The organism is Actinophytocola sp. (assembly GCF_036402745.1).
Lineage (GTDB): Bacteria > Actinomycetota > Actinomycetes > Mycobacteriales > Pseudonocardiaceae > Actinophytocola.
The window spans coordinates 1-14,559 of sequence record NZ_DASWSJ010000305.1 but is presented as its reverse complement, the minus strand read 5'-3'; the positions used below and the strand labels follow the sequence as shown (position 1 = coordinate 14,559).

General features: G+C 73.0%; 10 protein-coding genes. 4 read left to right on the top strand and 6 right to left on the bottom strand.

The annotated features are described in order from the left end of the window. Positions 1 to 168 precede the first annotated feature (168 nt). Both VGD70_RS28480 and VGD70_RS28475 read left to right on the top strand, forming a co-directional pair. Positions 169 to 3,927, top strand: coding sequence for a multifunctional oxoglutarate decarboxylase/oxoglutarate dehydrogenase thiamine pyrophosphate-binding subunit/dihydrolipoyllysine-residue succinyltransferase subunit (locus VGD70_RS28480; protein WP_331086695.1), 3,759 nt, complete (start codon positions 169 to 171; stop codon positions 3,925 to 3,927). Between the two features lie 3 nt (positions 3,928 to 3,930). Then, entirely contained in the window at positions 3,931 to 4,107 is a 177-nt protein-coding gene (locus tag VGD70_RS28475) for a DUF6104 family protein (RefSeq protein WP_331086693.1), read from the top strand. A 74-nt stretch (positions 4,108 to 4,181) separates the two neighbouring features. On the opposite strand, the gene VGD70_RS28470 is transcribed toward VGD70_RS28475, so the two are convergent. Beyond that, positions 4,182 to 5,174 (bottom strand): aldo/keto reductase, encoded by a 993-nt coding sequence (locus tag VGD70_RS28470; protein WP_331086691.1) that lies wholly within the window; start codon positions 5,172 to 5,174, stop codon positions 4,182 to 4,184. A gap of 44 nt (positions 5,175 to 5,218) precedes the next feature. Between VGD70_RS28470 and VGD70_RS28465 the strand changes: the two genes are divergently transcribed. Together VGD70_RS28465 and VGD70_RS28460 are read left to right on the top strand one after the other, a co-directional pair. Further along, positions 5,219 to 7,249, top strand: coding sequence for a glycogen debranching N-terminal domain-containing protein (locus VGD70_RS28465; RefSeq protein ID WP_331086689.1), 2,031 nt, complete (start codon positions 5,219 to 5,221; stop codon positions 7,247 to 7,249). 81 nt (positions 7,250 to 7,330) lie between these two features. Further along, positions 7,331 to 7,528, top strand: a complete 198-nt coding sequence (locus tag VGD70_RS28460) for a hypothetical protein (protein WP_331086687.1) — start codon at positions 7,331 to 7,333, stop codon at positions 7,526 to 7,528. On the opposite strand, the gene hutI is transcribed toward VGD70_RS28460, so the two are convergent. Genes hutI through hutH form a run of 5 tightly spaced genes read right to left on the bottom strand, consistent with a single transcriptional unit; the run spans position 7,525 to position 14,335 of the window. Beyond that, positions 7,525 to 8,670 carry an imidazolonepropionase gene (gene hutI, locus VGD70_RS28455; RefSeq protein ID WP_331086685.1) on the bottom strand — a complete coding sequence of 382 codons (1,146 nt, stop codon included), beginning with the start codon at positions 8,668 to 8,670 and terminating at the stop codon, positions 7,525 to 7,527. The genes VGD70_RS28460 and hutI overlap by 4 nt on opposite strands. After that, positions 8,667 to 9,956: a formimidoylglutamate deiminase gene (locus tag VGD70_RS28450; RefSeq protein WP_331086683.1), complete on the bottom strand. Its 1,290-nt coding sequence runs from the start codon at positions 9,954 to 9,956 to the stop codon at positions 8,667 to 8,669. Before VGD70_RS28450 ends, hutI begins: the two co-directional genes overlap by 4 nt. Continuing rightward, on the bottom strand, positions 9,953 to 11,173 hold the full coding sequence (locus tag VGD70_RS28445) for an allantoate amidohydrolase (protein WP_331086681.1): 1,221 nt from the start codon (positions 11,171 to 11,173) through the stop codon (positions 9,953 to 9,955). The genes VGD70_RS28450 and VGD70_RS28445 overlap by 4 nt, the downstream gene beginning before the upstream one ends. Beyond that, positions 11,166 to 12,827: a urocanate hydratase gene (hutU, locus tag VGD70_RS28440; RefSeq protein WP_331086679.1), complete on the bottom strand. Its 1,662-nt coding sequence runs from the start codon at positions 12,825 to 12,827 to the stop codon at positions 11,166 to 11,168. Before hutU ends, VGD70_RS28445 begins: the two co-directional genes overlap by 8 nt. Beyond that, positions 12,824 to 14,335 carry a histidine ammonia-lyase gene (hutH, locus tag VGD70_RS28435; protein ID WP_331086677.1) on the bottom strand — a complete coding sequence of 504 codons (1,512 nt, stop codon included), beginning with the start codon at positions 14,333 to 14,335 and terminating at the stop codon, positions 12,824 to 12,826. The genes hutU and hutH overlap by 4 nt, the downstream gene beginning before the upstream one ends. Positions 14,336 to 14,559 lie beyond the last annotated feature (224 nt).

Here is a 14,559-nt window from a genome sequence, read left to right as displayed (position 1 = left end):
CGAGTATCTGGCGACAGTTCCACCGGGGGGCCAGCGTCGGCGTCATCGACCCCCCATGTGACCTGCCCGTCACCGGTTGAGTCGGCCACACGCGACTGAGCCGGGGGACTAGCCTGAACAAGCAGCGTTTCAGTAACAGATCGAGATAGATAGAGGCGAGTGCCTGCCGTGTCCAGCAGCAGCCCTGCGTCGCAGTTCGGCCCAAATGAGTGGCTCGTCGAGGAGATGTACGAGCAGTTCCTCGCTGACCCGTCGTCCGTGGACTCCGCGTGGCACGACTTCTTCGCGGACTACAAGCCGACCCAGCGAGTCGCGACCCAGGCCCAGAAGGCGGCGACCGACACCACCACCGTGACCAAGCCCACAACGGCCAAAACGGGCACCACCGAAGGCGCGTCGGCCAACGGCCAGCGAGCCACCACCAAGGCACCGGCCAAGCCGGGCCCGGCCCCGACGAAGACCGAGCCGGCGAAGGCCGAGCCGGCGACGACCGCGCAACAGAAGACGGCACAGCAGAAGGCGACGCAACAGAAGACCGCGCAACAGACGCCGAAGAAGACCGAGCCGCCCAAGACCGACGACAACGGCGAAGAGGTCAAGCCCCTGCGCGGCGCGGCGGCGGCCATCGCCAAGAACATGGAGATCTCGCTCACCATCCCCACCGCCACCAGCGTGCGGGCGGTGCCGGCCAAGCTCCTGTTCGACAACCGCATCGTGATCAACAACCACCTGCGGCGCACGCGCGGCGGCAAGGTCAGCTTCACGCACCTCATCGGCTACGCCCTGGTGCGCGCGCTCGCCGACTACCCGCACATGAACCGGCACTACGGCGAGGCCAACGGCAAGCCCGTGGTGATCCAGCCGGAGCACGTCAACCTCGGCCTCGCCATCGACCTGCCCGGCAAGGACGGCGAGCGCACCCTGGTCGTCGCGTCGATCAAGAACTGCGAGGGCATGACCTTCACGCGGTTCTGGCAGGCCTACGAGGAGATCATCCGCAAGGCCCGCAACGGCGCGCTCACCACCGACGACTTCGCCGGCACCACGATCTCCCTCACGAACCCGGGCACGATCGGCACCAACCACTCGATGCCCCGCCTCACCAAGGGCCAGGGCGCCATCATCGGCGTCGGCGCGATGGAGTACCCCGCGCAGTACCAGGGCACGAGCGAGAAGACGCTGGTCGAGCTGGGCGTCAGCAAGATCATCACGCTGACCTCCACCTACGACCACCGCATCATCCAGGGCGCCGAGTCCGGCGAGTTCCTGCGCCGCGTCCACCAGCTGATGCTCGGCGAGGACGGCTTCTACGACGACATCTTCACGTCGCTGCGACTGCCCTACGAGCCGGTCCGCTGGGTCGAGGACATCCCCGAGGGCGCGATCGACAAGACCACCCGCGTCATCGGCCTCGTCGACACCTACCGCACCCGCGGCCACCTGATGGCCGACGTCGACCCGCTGAACTACCGCCAGCGCAAGCACGAGGACCTCGACATCCTGTCCCACGGCCTCACCCTGTGGGACCTGGACCGCGAGTTCCCGGTCGGCGGGTTCGCCGGCAAGGAGCGGATGAAGCTGCGCGACGTCCTGGGCGTCCTGCGCGACTCGTACTGCCGCACGGTCGGCGTCGAGTACACCTACATCCTCGACCCGAGCGAGCGCCGCTGGATCCAGGAGCGCGTCGAGGTCCGGCACGAGAAGCCGCCGCAGGCCGTGCAGAAGTACATCCTGTCCAAGCTCAACGCGGCCGAGGCCTTCGAGACCTTCCTGCAGACCAAGTACGTCGGCCAGAAGCGGTTCTCCCTCGAGGGCGGCGAGTCCGTCATCGCGCTGCTGGACACCGTGCTGGACAAGGCCGCCGAGTACGAGCTCGACGAGGTCGTCATCGGCATGCCGCACCGCGGCCGGCTCAACGTGCTGGCCAACATCGTCGGCAAGCCGATCTCGCAGATCTTCCAGGAGTTCGAGGGCAACCTCGACCCCGGCCAGGCGCACGGCTCCGGCGACGTCAAGTACCACCTCGGCGCCGAGGGCAAGTACTTCCGGATGTTCGGCGACGGCGAGACCAAGGTCACGCTCACCGCCAACCCGTCGCACCTCGAGACCGTCGACCCCGTGCTCGAAGGCATCGTCCGGGCCAAGCAGGACCTGCTCGACAAGGGCGGCGCCGGCTTCACCGTGCTGCCCGTGGCCCTGCACGGCGACGCGGCGTTCGCCGGCCAGGGCGTGGTCGCCGAGACGCTCAACCTCGCGCTGCTGCGTGGTTACCGCACCGGCGGCACCGTGCACGTCATCATCAACAACCAGGTCGGTTTCACCACCGCGCCGGAGCACTCGCGTTCGTCGCAGTACGCCACCGACGTGGCCAAGATGATCCAGGCGCCGGTGTTCCACGTGAACGGCGACGACCCGGAGGCGTGCTACTGGGTGGCCCAGCTGGCCATGGACTACCGGCAGGCGTTCAACAAGGACGTCGTCATCGACATGGTCTGCTACCGGCGCCGCGGCCACAACGAGGGCGACGATCCCTCGATGACCCAGCCGGCGATGTACGACATCATCGACGCGAAGCGCAGCGTGCGGAAGACCTACACCGAGGCGCTCATCGGCCGCGGCGACATCTCCGTCGACGAGGCCGAGAAGGCCCTGCGGGACTTCTCCAGCCAGCTCGAGCACGTCTTCAACGAGGTGCGCGAGCTCGAGAAGCACCCGGCCGCACCCAGCCCGTCGGTGGAGGCCGAGCAGCAGGTGCCGGCCAAGCTCCCCACCTCCATCACCCAGGCGGTGCTGGAGAAGATCGCCGACGCGCACGTCGACCTGCCGGCCGGTTTCGCGCCACACCCGCGGGTCAAGCCGGTCCTCGAGCGGCGCGCCAAGATGGCCCGCGAGGGCGGCATCGACTGGGCGTTCGCGGAGCTGCTGGCGTTCGGCTCGCTCAACCTGGAGGGCCACCTGGTCCGGCTCTCCGGCCAGGACTCGAGGCGCGGCACGTTCGTCCAGCGGCACGCGGTGATCATGGACCGCAAGACCGGCCGGGAGTACCTGCCGCTGCAGAACCTCTCGGACGACCAGGGCCGGTTCATGGTCTACGACTCCGCGCTCTCCGAGTACGCGGCGCTGGGCTTCGAGTACGGCTACTCGGTGGCCAACCCCGACGCGCTGGTGCTGTGGGAGGCGCAGTTCGGCGACTTCGTCAACGGCGCGCAGTCGGTGATCGACGAGTACATCTCCTCCAGCGAGGCCAAGTGGGGCCAGCGCTCGGACGTCGTGATGCTGCTGCCGCACGGCCACGAGGGCCAGGGCCCGGACCACACGTCGGGCCGCATCGAGCGCTGGCTGCAGCTGTGCGCCGAGGGCTCGATGACCGTGGCGGTGCCGTCGACGCCGGCGAACTACTTCCACCTGCTGCGCCGGCACGCGCTGGACGGGGTGGCCCGGCCGCTGGTGGTGTTCACGCCGAAGTCGATGCTGCGCAACAAGGCCGCGGTGAGCTCGGTGGCCGACTTCACCGAGGAGTCCCGGTTCAACGCGATCATCGACGACCCGAAGGTCACCGACCCGTCGGCGGTGCGCAAGGTGCTGCTGGTGTCCGGCAAGCTGTTCTACGAGCTGGCCGCCGAGCGGGACAAGCGCGGGCTCACCGATGTCGCGCTGGTGCGCATCGAGCAGCTGTACCCGGTGCCGGTCAGGCGGCTCGGCGCGATCTTCGAGCGCTACTCCGGTGCCACCGACGTGCGATGGGTCCAGGAGGAGCCGGCGAACCAGGGCGGGTGGCCGTTCTACGGCCTGCACCTGCCGGAGCTCTTCCCGGAGGTCCCGCGCCTCACGCGCGTGTCGCGCCGGGTGATGGCCGCGCCGTCGGCCGGGTCCGGCAAGGTGCACGAGGTGGAGCAGCGGGAGATCATCGAGAAGGCGTTCGCCTGAGGCATGTACTTCACCGACCGAGGCCTCGAGGAGCTCGAGGAGAGGCGCGGCGCCGACGAGGTCACGCTGGCCTGGCTGGCCGCGAAGATGCGTGACTTCGTCGACGCCAACCCCGAGTTCGAGACCGCCGTCGAGCGCCTGGCCACCTACCTGGCCCGCGACGACGAGGACGACGACTGACCCTTATGCGACGCGAGACGCCCCCGGTGCCGACGAGGCATCGAGGGCGTCTTTCGTTGTCCCACGGACAGGATCTACCAGGCGTAGGCCTCCGGGGCGGGCTTGGCGCCGTTGGGGCAGGGCGGCGGGAAGAGCTCGTCGAGCTTCGCCAGCGTGTCCGCGTCGAGCTTGATGTCCACCGACCGCAGCGAGCCCTCCAGCTGCTCCAGCGTCCGCGGGCCGATGATCGGCGCGGTCACGCCCTCCTGGTGCAGCAGCCACGCGATCCCGAGGTCGGCCGGGTCGACGCCGAGGTCCGCGGCGAGCTTCTCGTAGGCCTCGATGGCGTCGCGGTGCTCGGTGATCGAGTCCGCCGACCGGCCGCTGTTGCTGCGCGACGCCCCGCCCTCGCGCTGCTTGCGCAGCACGCCGCCGAGCAGGCCGCCGTGCAGCGGGGACCACGGGATCACCCCGATGCCGTAGTGCCGCGCGGCGGGCAGCACCTCGAGCTCGACCCAGCGGGTGAGCAGGTTGTAGATCGACTGCTCGCTCACCAGCCCCAGCAGGTGCCGGTCCCGCGCGGCCTCCTGCGCCTGCGCGAGGTGCCAGCCGGCGAAGTTCGAGGAGCCGAAGTACAGCACCTTGCCCTGCTGGCGCAGGACGGAGAACGCCTCCCAGATCTCGTCCCACGGCGTGGTCCGGTCGACGTGGTGCATCTGGTAGAGGTCGATGTAGTCGGTCTTGAGCCGGCGCAGCGACGCGTCCGCCGCGCGCCGGATGTTCAGCGCGGACAGGCGGGTCTCGTTGGGCCAGTCGCCCATCGAGCCGTAGAGCTTGGTGGCGAGGACGGTGCGCTCGCGCCTGCCGTCGCCCTGGTCGAACCAGCGGCCGACGATCTGCTCGGTGACGCCCTCACCCTTGCGCCACCCGTAGACGTTCGCGGTGTCGAAGAAGTTGATGCCGTGCTCGTGCGCCTTGTCCATGATCGCGTAACTGTCCTCTTCGGACGTTTCGGGCCCGAAGTTCATTGTCCCGAGGACAAGGCGAGACACGGACAGGCCGGTGCGGCCAAGCTGGGTGTACTCCATGATGGCCAACCTACGCCCGGAGCCGCTCCAGGATGGGACGAGGAATGAAGCGAATGTTCACCCACGAGCTCGCCACCGCGGTCTGCGCGCCGGCCGCGGCGCTGTCGGACACCGACGGCCAGCTGCGCCCGCTCGGCGCGCAGGGCTGGCTGGTCGCCGACGTGCGGCACCTGTCCGAGCTGGTCGTGCTGGTCGGCGGCGAGCAGCCGGAGCCGGTCGCGCACCTGCGGGACTCCTCCTCGGAGCTGCACTTCGTCGGCGCGGTCATGGGCCTCGGCGACCCCATCGGCGACCCGACCGTGCGGCTGGAGCGGTTCCGCCGGGTCGAGGCGGACCGGCTGCACGAGACGCTGGAGCTGGTCAACGACGCCCGCGTGGAGATCGTCACCACGGTGAGCGCGCGGCTGGGCACCGACCTGGCGCCGATCCTCGCGGTCCGCTCCGGCGGGCCGACCGAGCCGGTGGCCCCGGCCGAGGACGAGGACGCGCTGGCCGTGTGGCGGTCGGGCTCCTGCACCACCACGCTCACCGCCGACTCCAAGCCGCAGCGGGTGACGCTCGGCGCCGACCACGTGCTGCTGGAGTGGGACGTGCGGATCCCGTCCCGCAGCGCCAAGGAGGTCACGCTCACCCTCGCCGCCGCGGCCGCCACCGACAACGCCGTGGTCCAGGCGCCGGCGTGCCGCCTGTTCGGCCTGCTCTCGATCGACAGCCAGGAGGAGGAGCTGGACCGCATGGTCGGCACCGGCCTCGCCGACCTGCGCGCGCTGCTGCTCGCCGACCCGGCCGCGCCGCAGGACCGCTTCGCCGCCGCCGGCACCCCCTGGTACTTCACGCTGTTCGGCCGCGACTCGCTGTGGGCGGCGCGGTTCACCCTGCCCGTCGGCACCGACCTCGCGCTCGGCACGCTGCGCACGCTGGCCCGCCGGCAGGGCACCAAGCACGACCGGGTCACCGCCGAGGCGCCGGGCAAGATGCCGCACGAGGTCCGCCAGCTACCCGCGGGCGTCCCGCGCCAGCCGGGCCTGCCGCCCTGCTACTACGGCACGATCGACGCCACGCCGCTGTGGATCAGCCTGCTGCACGACGCGTGGCGCTGGGGCCTGCCGGCCGAGGACGTCGAGCCGCTCCTCGACCCGATGCGCCGGGCGCTGGACTGGATCCTCACCCACGACGGCCACTTCCTCAGCTACGAGGACTGGACCGGCGAGGGCCTGGCCAACCAGGGCTGGAAGGACTCGGCCGACTCGATCCAGGACGGCAAGGGCGAGATCGCCGACCCGCCGATCGTGCTGAGCGAGGCGCAGGCCTACGCGCACCGCGCCGCGCTGGACGCCGCCGTGCTGCTCCGGGCGTTCGACCGGCCGGGCGACGACGAGGCGGTCGAGTTCGCGGACGGGCTGCGCGAGCGGTTCCGGGACAGCTTCTGGGTCCGCGGCTTCCCCGCGCTGGCCCTGGACGGCGACGGCCGCCCGGTGGACACGATCGCGTCGAACATGGGCCACCTGCTCGGCACGGGCATCCTGGCCACGGTCGAGGAGGCGACCGTGGCCGAGCGCCTCGCGGACCCGTCGCTGGACAGCGGCTACGGCCTGCGCACGATGGACGCGCGGCACCCGTTCTTCAACCCGCTCGGCTACCACACGGGCTCGGTGTGGCCGCACGACACGGCCATCGCCATCGACGGCCTCGCGCGCACCGGGTACCCCGAGGTCGCCGCGTCCCTGTCGGCCGGCCTGCTGCGCGCGGGCGCGCGGTTCAACCACCGGCTGCCCGAGCTGTACGGCGGCTGGTCGGAGGAGCAGGGCCCGCTGCTGGACTACCCGGCCGCGTGCCGCCCGCAGGCCTGGTCGGCGGCGGCCGGCGTGGTGCTGGTCCGCGCGGCCCTCGGGCTCGAGGCGGACGTGCCGGCCGGGCGCCTGACCGTGACCCCGGCCAGCGAGTTCTCGGCCTGGTTCCCGATGCGCGTCACCGGCCTGTCGGTGGCCGGCCAGGAGCTGATCGTCGAGGTCGACGCGGAGGGCCGGGCCGCCGTGGACACCGCGGCCAAGATCGAGGTGACGGTCGGCGCCTGACCACCCGGTCGGGTGGACTTCCCGCCGCGAGTTGTCCAGCGGGCACCAACGGGCGCTTGCGATGGCGCGGATGATGGGGGTATGGCCGATTCGAAGAGCAAGACACCGGACCCGGTGCTGTTCGGCCCGGACCCGTTCTCCCAGCAGCCGGGGTGGGAGCCGCCGGCCGCCGAGGACACGGAGCCGAGCGACCTTCCCCGGCCCAAGTGGCCGATCATCGCCACCATCCTGGTCCTCGTGATCATCATGGTCGGCGCCATGGGAATCTGGGTGTTCTAGCGAACCCTGATGCCCGCGCGCCACACGGCGTGGGTCAGCGGCACGCCCGGCCGGTAGGCCAGGTGGGTCGCCGACGGCGCGTCCAGCACGTGCACGTCCGCGCGCGCCCCCACGCGCAGCACCCCCACCTCGTCCTCGCGCCGCAGCGCCCGCGCGCCACCCCACGTCGCCGCCCGCACCGCCTCGGCCACCGACATCCGCAGCTGCAGCACGGCCGTCGTGACGCAGTAGGCCATCGACGACGTGTACGACGAGCCCGGGTTGCAGTTGGACGCGAGCGCGACGGTCGCCCCCGCGTCGAGCAGCGCGCGGGCGTCCGGCAGCGGCTGGCGGGTGGACAGGTCGGTCGCCGGCAGCAGGGTCGCGACCGTGTCCGACGTCGCCAGCGCGTCGACGTCGGCCGGCGCGAGGTACGTGCAGTGGTCGACGCTGGCCGCCCCCAGCTCCACGGCCAGCCGCACCCCCGGCCCGGGCCCGAGCTGGTTGCCGTGCACCCGCAGGCCAAGCCCCTTCGCCGCCGCGGCGGTGAGCACCGCGCGGGAGGCGTCCTCGTCGAAGGCCCCGGTCTCGCAGAACACGTCGGCCCAGCCCACGAGCGGCGCGACCGCGTCGAGCATCTCCCCGCACACGAGCGCCACGTAGTCCTCAGTGGACACTCCGGGTGGGACGAGGTGTGCGCCGAGGAAGGTCACCTCGTCCACCACCCGTCCCGCCAGCGCCGCCGACCGCACCTCGTCCGCGACGGTCAGCCCGTACCCGGTCTTGGTCTCCAGGTAGGTGGTCCCCTGCGCGAGCGCCTCCGCGACGTGCCGGCGCAGCACCCCGGCCAGCTCCGCGTCGGAGGCCGCTCGCGTCGCCGCGACCGTGGTGGCGATGCCCCCGGCGGTGTACGGCTCGCCCGCCATCCGGGCGGCGAACTCGGCGGTCCGGTCCCCGGCGAACACCAGGTGGGTGTGGCTGTCGACCCACCCGGGCAGCACGGCCCGCCCCCCGACGTCGACCCGCTCGTCCGCGTCCGGCGCGGCCGCGGCCGGGCCGACCCACGCGACCCGGTCGCCGTCGAGCACGATCGCCGCATCCGCCAGCTGGTCGTGCTCGGCGTTGGTGGTCAGCTCGCCGATCCCGGTAATGACGACACTCACGCCCACAGCTCCTCGATCACCGCGCCGAGATCGTCCAGCAGCTCGTGCCGGCCGTCCACCGCGACGACCCGGCCGCTCGCGACGACCGTGTGCACGTCCGCGGCGGTGGCCGCGAGCACCACCTGCGCCGGCAGGCAGCCCGCGGTGCGCGCGCTGTCCAGCCGCAGCGCGACGAGGTCCGCGGGCGCACCCACCTCGAGCCGGCCGGCGTCGGGCCAGCCGAGGCTCGCGTGGTTGGTCAGCGCGGCGACCAGCTCGGCCGGGGCGAGCCGGCCCCGCTGCCCGCTGCGCAGGCGCTCGCCGTGCTCCAGCGCGCGGGCCTCCAGCAGCGGGTCGACCACGGCGTGCTGGTCGCTGCCGAGCGAGAGCGGCGTGCCCGCGTCGAGCAGCTCGCGGGCCGGCCCGATGCCGTCCGCCAGGTCGGCCTCGGTCGTGGGGCACAAGCACGCGCCGCCCCCCGAGCCGCCGAGGAGCTGGATGTCCTTTGCAGACAGATGGGTGGCGTGCACGGCGGTGGTGCGCGGGGTGAGCGCGCCGGCCTCGTGCAGCAGTTCGGTCGGCGTGCGGCCGTAGGCGGCGAGGCACGCCTCGTTCTCGGCGGGCTGCTCGGACACGTGCACGTGCAGCGGCCGCTGCCCCGCGGCGTCGACCACCGCGGGCAGGTCGGCCGGCGGCACCGCCCGCACGGAGTGGATGGCCGCGCCCACCCGCGCGTGCGGCGCGTCGCGCTGGGCGCCGACCCGCGCGGCCCACGCCTCCACGGTCCCGTCGGAGAACCGCTGCTGCTCGGGCGCGAGCGGGGTGCCGATGCCGCCGGCGAGGTAGCAGGTGTCGAGCAGCGTGATGCGGATGCCGGCGTCGGCGGCGGCCTGGCGCAGTGCCTCGCCCATGGCGTTCGGGTCGGCGTAGCGGCCGCCGCCCGCGGGGTGGTGCACGTAGTGGAACTCGCCGACGCACGTGACCCCGGCGGCGGCCATCTCGGCGTACACCGCCCGCGCGAGCCGGTGGTAGGTGTCCGGGTCGAGCGTGGCGGCGAGGGAGTACATCGCGGTGCGCCAGGTCCAGAACGTGCCGCCGCCGGCGTGGGTCCGGCCGCGCAGGGCGCGGTGGAACGCGTGCGAGTGGGCGTTGGCGAACCCCGGCAGCACGAGCCCGCCGAGCCGGTGCGCGTCCGGCGGCGGCTCCGCGGCTGACACCCCGACGATCGCCCCGGCCGAGACGCGGACCAGCACCCCGGCCTGGATGCCCGACGGCAGCCACGCGCGCTCGCACCAGTAGTCGCTCATCCGGCCAGCCGTTCCAGCACGGCCGCGAGCGCCACCACACCGGCCGCGCAGTCCGCCGCCTCCGCGAACTCGGCCGGCGCATGGCTCACCCCGGTGGGGTTACGCACGAACAGCATCGCGGTCGGCACCCGGGCGGCGAGGATCCCCGCGTCGTGCCCGGCGCCCGTGGCGAGCACCGGCACGTCGCCGAGCACCCCGGCCAGCTCGTCGCGCAGGCCCGGGTCGAAGTGCACGGTGTCGCCGTAGGACTCCTCGGTGACCGCGACCTCGCAGCCCTCGTCGGCGGCCGCCGACAGCGCCTGGGCGGTGATCTCCCCGACCACCGCGCGGGTCCCCGCGTCGTCGCCCGACCGCGCGTCCAGCCAGACGTCCACTGTGGACGCGACGACGTTGGTGCCGCCCGGGTTCGGGACCAGCCGGCCGACCGTCGCCCGCGCACCGTCCACATGAGACGCGGCACGCCGGGCGGCGAGCACCGTGGCCGACGCCGGCAGCATCGGGTCGCGGCGGTCTCCCAGCAGCGTGGCGCCGGCGTGGTTGCCCTCGCCGGTGAACCGGAACCGCCACCGGCCGTGCGCGAGGATCGAGCTCGCCAGCCCGACCGGAGCGCCGAGGTCGACGAGCCCCCGGCCCTGCTCGACGTGCAGCTCGACGAACCGGCCGGCCAACCCGAGCGCCTCGTCGTCCCGGCCGAGCCGGGCGGGGTCCAGGCCCGCGTCCGCCACGGCCTCGGCCAGCGTCACGCCGTCGGGATCGGCCAGCCGCCGCGCCGCGTCCGGGTCGAGCGTGCCCGCGAGCAGCCGCGAGCCGAGGCACGGCACGCCGAACCGCCCACCCTCCTCCTCCGCGAACACGACCACGGCCAGCGGCCGCGTCGGGGTGAAGCCCTTGGCCCGCAACAGGTCCACCGCGGCCAGCGCGCTGACCACGCCGAGCGGCCCGTCGAACGCGCCACCGCCCGGCACCGAGTCGAGGTGGCTGCCGGTGACCACGGCGTCCGGCCCGGGGGTGCCCCACCAGGCCCACAGGTTGCCGTTGCGGTCGGTCCGCACGTCGAGCCCGCGCCGGGTGGCCTCCGCGACGAACCACTCGCGCAGCGCCAACTCGACCCGGTCGAACCCGTGCCGCGAGTAGCCGCCGCGCCGCCGGTCCACGCCGACGTCCGCGATCGCGGCCAGCAGGCCGGTGGCAGAGGTTGTTCCTGCCGGGTCAGGCATGCGGCATCGGCACCCGCACGCCGCGCTCGGCGGCCACCTCGTCGGCGCGGTCGTAGCCGGCGTCGACGTGCCGGATCACGCCCATGCCAGGGTCGTTGGTGAGCACCCGCTCGATCTTGCGCGCGGCGAGCGGGGTGCCGTCGGCGACGGTGACCTGGCCGGCGTGGATGGACCGGCCCATGCCGACCCCGCCGCCGTGGTGGATGGACACCCAGGTGGCCCCGGACGCGGTGTTGACCATGGCGTTGAGCAGCGGCCAGTCGGCGATCGCGTCGGAGCCGTCGGCCATCGACTCGGTCTCCCGGTACGGCGAGGCGACCGAGCCGCAGTCGAGGTGGTCGCGGCCGATGACGACCGGCGCGGACAGCTCGCCGCTCGCGACCAGCTCGTTGAACCGCAGGCCCGCGAGGTGCCGCTCGCCGTAGCCGAGCCAGCAGATCCGGGCCGGCAACCCTTGGAAGGCAACACGTTCGCCGGCGAGCCGGATCCAGCGGGCGAGCGACTCGTTCTCCGGGAACAGGTCGAGGATCGCCCGGTCGGTCGCGGCGATGTCGGCGGGGTCACCGGACAGGGCGGCCCACCGGAACGGGCCCCGGCCCTCGCAGAACATCGGCCGGATGTAGGCCGGTACGAAGCCCGGGAAGTCGAACGCCCGCTCGCAGCCGCCGAGCTTGGCCTCGCTGCGGATCGAGTTGCCGTAGTCGAACACCTCGGCGCCGGCGTCGAGGAAGCCGACCATCGCGTCGACGTGCTCGGCCATCGAGTCGCGGGACCGGTCGGTGAACTCGTCCGGCTTCTTCGCCGCGTAGTCCGGCCAGTCCTCGAGCGACACTCCCTTCGGCAGGTAGGCCAAGGGATCGTGCGCGGAGGTCTGGTCGGTGACGATGTCGACGTCGACGCCCCGGCGCAGCAGCTCGGGCACGACCTCGGCCGCGTTCCCGATGACCGCGACGGAAAGCGCCCTGTGCTCGCGCTTGGCCGTCTCGACCCGCCGGATCGCGTCGTCGAGGTCGTCGGCCACCTCGTCGAGGTAGCGGGTCTCGACGCGGCGGTGCGCGCGGGCGGGGTCGACCTCGACGCAGAGCGCGACACCCCCGTTCAGCGTGACCGCAAGCGGTTGCGCGCCGCCCATGCCGCCGAGGCCCGCGGTGAGCGTGAGTGTCCCCTTGAGACTGCCGCCGAACCGCTTGCGGGCCACCGCGGCGAAGGTCTCGTAGGTGCCCTGGAGGATGCCCTGGGTGCCGATGTAGATCCACGAGCCGGCGGTCATCTGGCCGTACATGGTGAGCCCCAGCGACTCCAGCCGGCGGAACTCGGGCCAGTTCGCCCAGTCGCCGACGAGGTTGGAGTTGGCGATCAGCACCCGCGGCGCCCACTCGTGCGTGCGCATCACGCCGACCGGCTTGCCGGACTGGACGAGCAGCGTCTCGTCCTCGCGGAGCGTGGTGAGCTCGCGGGTGATCGCGTCGAAGCTGGCCCAGTTGCGGGCGGCCTTGCCGGTGCCGCCGTAGACGACGAGGTCGTCGGGCCGCTCGGCGACCTCGGGGTCGAGGTTGTTGTGGAACATGCGCAGCGCGGCCTCGGTCTGCCAGCTCCTCGCGGTGAGCGTGGTGCCTCGGGCGGCGCGGACGGGCCGGGGGCCTGGGCTGGTCATGGCAGGTCTCCCTCTCGGATGAGGTCTTCGGCGGCGTGGATCTCGGGGGCGAGGTGGCGGTCCGGGCCGGGCCCGGGCACCCGCTCGCGCAGTGCGGCGACGGCGCGGGCGGTGGCCGGCGCGGGGGTCAGCGGCGCGCGCAGGTCGAGCGCGCGGGCGGCGGTGAGCAGCTCGATGGCGAGCACGGTGGTGAGCCCGTCGATGGCCTTGCGGAGTTTGCGGGCGGCGGACCAGCCCATGGAGACGTGGTCCTCCTGCATGGCCGAGCTGGGGATCGAGTCGACGCTCGCGGGCACGGCGAGCCGCTTGAGCTCGGAGACGATGGCGGCCTGGGTGTACTGGGCGATCATGTGCCCGGAGTCGACGCCGGGGTCGTGGGCGAGGAACGGCGGCAGGCCGTGGCTGCGGGTGGCGTCGAGCATCCGGTCGGTGCGCCGCTCGGCCATGCTGGCGACGTCGGCGACGGGGATGGCGAGGAAGTCGAGCGGGTAGGCGATGGGCGCGCCGTGGAAGTTGCCGTTGGACTCGACCCGGCCGTCGGGCAGCACCACGGGGTTGTCGATGGCGGCGGCCAGCTCGCGGTCGGCGACGGTCTCCACATAGGACACGGTGTCGCGGGCGGCGCCGTGCACCTGCGGGGCGCAGCGCAACGAGTAGGCGTCCTGGACGCGGTTGCAGTCGGGCCCGCGGTGGCTCGCGACGATGGCCGACCCCCGCAGGAGCGCGGTGATGCGGGCCGCACTCACCGCCTGGCCGGGGTGCGGGCGCAGCCGCTGCAGGTCGTCGCCGAACACGCGGTCGGTGCCGAGGAGCGCCTCGACGCTCATGGCGGCGGTGAGGTCGGCGATGTCGAGGAGCTTGGTGAGGTCGGCGAGGGCCATGACCAGCATGCCGAGCATGCCGTCCGTCCCGTTGAGCAGGGCGAGGCCCTCCTTCTCGCGCAGCTCGACCGGCGCGATGCCGTGCGCGGCGAGCAGCTCCCCCGCGGGGCGTACGGTCCCGTCCGGGCCTTCCGCGTCGCCCTCGCCCATGAGCGTGAGCGCGCAGTGCGAGAGCGGGGCGAGGTCGCCGGAGCAGCCGAGCGAGCCGAACTCGTGCACGAGGGGCGTGATCCCGGCGTTCAGCACGTCCGCGATGGTCTGCGCGACCTGCGGGCGGACGCCGGTGTGCCCGGAGGCGAGGGTCTTGAGCCGCAGGAACATCAGCGCGCGCACGACGTCCCGCTCGACGTGGGGGCCCATGCCTGCGGCGTGGCTGCGCACGATGTTGCGCTGGAGCTGGGCGCGGAGGTCGGGGCCGATGTGGCGGCTGGCGAGCGCGCCGAAGCCGGTCGAGACGCCGTAGACGGGCTCGGGCTTGGCGGCCAGCGCGTCCACGATCTCGCGGGCGGCGGCGAGCGCGTCTCGCGCGTCCGCGCCGAGCTCGACCCTTGCGTGGCCCCGGGCCACGGCGATGACGTCCTCGGCGGTGGTCCCGGCCGTCCCCACCACGACAGTGTGCATATCCATATTCAGGAGCGTACGGACTGAATCTCGACGTGTCACTAGCCGGGTGGTGGGGGCCTGACGGCCGGCCTTTTGTCCTCAAGCGCCGGACGGGCTTGTGTGCGCCTCGGGTGGTGCCCGCTTGTGCGGGTTCGTGCTTGTCCTCAAGCGCCGGACGGGCTTGGTTGTGCCCGCTGCGGGCCGGTTGCTTTGGGTGCGGGTCGTCGCCGGGGGGGGGGGGGGGGGGG

Excerpts from the sequence above, each read along its gene's own strand:
- VGD70_RS28475 (WP_331086693.1), top strand. The coding sequence starts at position 3,931 with ATGTACTTCACCGACCGAGGCCTCGAGGAGCTCGAGGAGAGGCGCGGC.
- VGD70_RS28470 (WP_331086691.1), bottom strand. The coding sequence starts at position 5,174 with ATGGAGTACACCCAGCTTGGCCGCACCGGCCTGTCCGTGTCTCGCCTT.
- VGD70_RS28465 (WP_331086689.1), top strand. The coding sequence starts at position 5,219 with ATGAAGCGAATGTTCACCCACGAGCTCGCCACCGCGGTCTGCGCGCCG.
- VGD70_RS28460 (WP_331086687.1), top strand. The coding sequence starts at position 7,331 with ATGGCCGATTCGAAGAGCAAGACACCGGACCCGGTGCTGTTCGGCCCG.
- VGD70_RS28450 (WP_331086683.1), bottom strand. The coding sequence starts at position 9,956 with ATGAGCGACTACTGGTGCGAGCGCGCGTGGCTGCCGTCGGGCATCCAG.
- VGD70_RS28445 (WP_331086681.1), bottom strand. The coding sequence starts at position 11,173 with ATGCCTGACCCGGCAGGAACAACCTCTGCCACCGGCCTGCTGGCCGCG.
- hutU (WP_331086679.1), bottom strand. The coding sequence starts at position 12,827 with ATGACCAGCCCAGGCCCCCGGCCCGTCCGCGCCGCCCGAGGCACCACG.
- hutH (WP_331086677.1), bottom strand. The coding sequence starts at position 14,335 with ATGGATATGCACACTGTCGTGGTGGGGACGGCCGGGACCACCGCCGAG.